Consider the following 1224-nt stretch of genomic DNA (forward strand, 5'->3'; position numbering starts at 1 on the left):
CTCTTTTAGCTCAGCCAGCAAACGCGGCTGAGCTTTCTGCCGACTTATTTCCCTCGTTCCCAGAGATGATAACTGTTGTGGTTGATGGCAATTTTAATCAAGCACTTGCTCACGCCATCGAGACAGTCAATCAAGGTAATGTCGTTAAGCTCTGTTTGGATCATCACTCACCATCATTGTTGATGTTAAGTGCGCTGAATGCTGCTCAGAATAAGATTCACCCACACGCGAATTTGGCGAGCTTTGTAGATACAGCTACCGGAAATAGCATTCAGCTAGCTCTGGATATTGCACGCCGCCCCGCTTCAGATTTAAGTCATCAACAGCAACACTCTGACTTATCGGCTTCGCAGCAGTTTGATGAATTGTTGAATATAATTAATGCGATATCGAGCCGTTCATTACCGAGCCATTCATTACCTAACCATTACTGGTTCACTGAGCCAAACAAAGCACGTGTTGCTGCGTTAACTTTCAGTGACGATAGCCCAAAAGCCACCAGCCTGATATTGACTCAAGCGACCGGTTTGCACGAACCAAAAACCTTGCTATCCAGCGAACGTTTGATGTTTGTGGTTTTTGGCTGCGAGCAAACTGAATTGGTTTCTCAGCTAACCTCGTTAAGAGAAGAGCTAAAATGCGTTAGTGATTCAACGGACAGCGAACTTGCTATCGCCACCTTGATGCATTCAAACCTAAGCCACTTTCAAAGCGTTCAACACAATGCTGGCCGTGGTGCAAACATCGTGATTCAGGCGGCTTCAATTGAGGCTGCACTACAAGAGATCACCGCGATAGAAAATGCGTTGCCAAAAGTAATGGGTGACAATAGCCACTACAAAACGCCAGCGGGCAGTTGTTTCTCACCGAAGCCTCAAAGCAAAGGTGGCGTTGCATTTGTTTACCCTGGTGTTGGCACGGTTTATCCCGGCATGTTGCGCGAATTTCACCAACATTTCCCACAGTTATTTGCTCGTTTAGAGCGCGAAGGTAACTTGAAAGAGATGCTGCAGGCAGAAAAAACCTACGCAGACGACGCGCAAGAAATGTCGCTCAGTGAATTGGCCATTGCAGGTGTCGGCAGTAGTTATTTACTAACGCAGCTCTTGTGTGATGAATTCAAAGTGCAGCCAGATTTCGCTTTGGGTTACTCCAAAGGTGAAGCCTCCATGTGGGCCAGCTTAAATGTTTGGAAAAACCCACATGCGCTGATTGAGATGACTC

1 protein-coding gene is annotated in these 1224 nt (G+C 46.6%); it reads left to right on the top strand.

What is annotated here, in order from left to right; translation table 11 throughout:
• On the top strand, positions 1 to 1224 hold a 1224-nt coding region (locus AB4653_RS15010; protein WP_372104611.1), incomplete at both ends, for a PfaB family protein.

This window comes from Vibrio sp. 10N.222.48.A3, assembly GCF_041475345.1.
Taxonomy (GTDB): Bacteria; Pseudomonadota; Gammaproteobacteria; order Enterobacterales; family Vibrionaceae; genus Vibrio; species Vibrio tasmaniensis_A.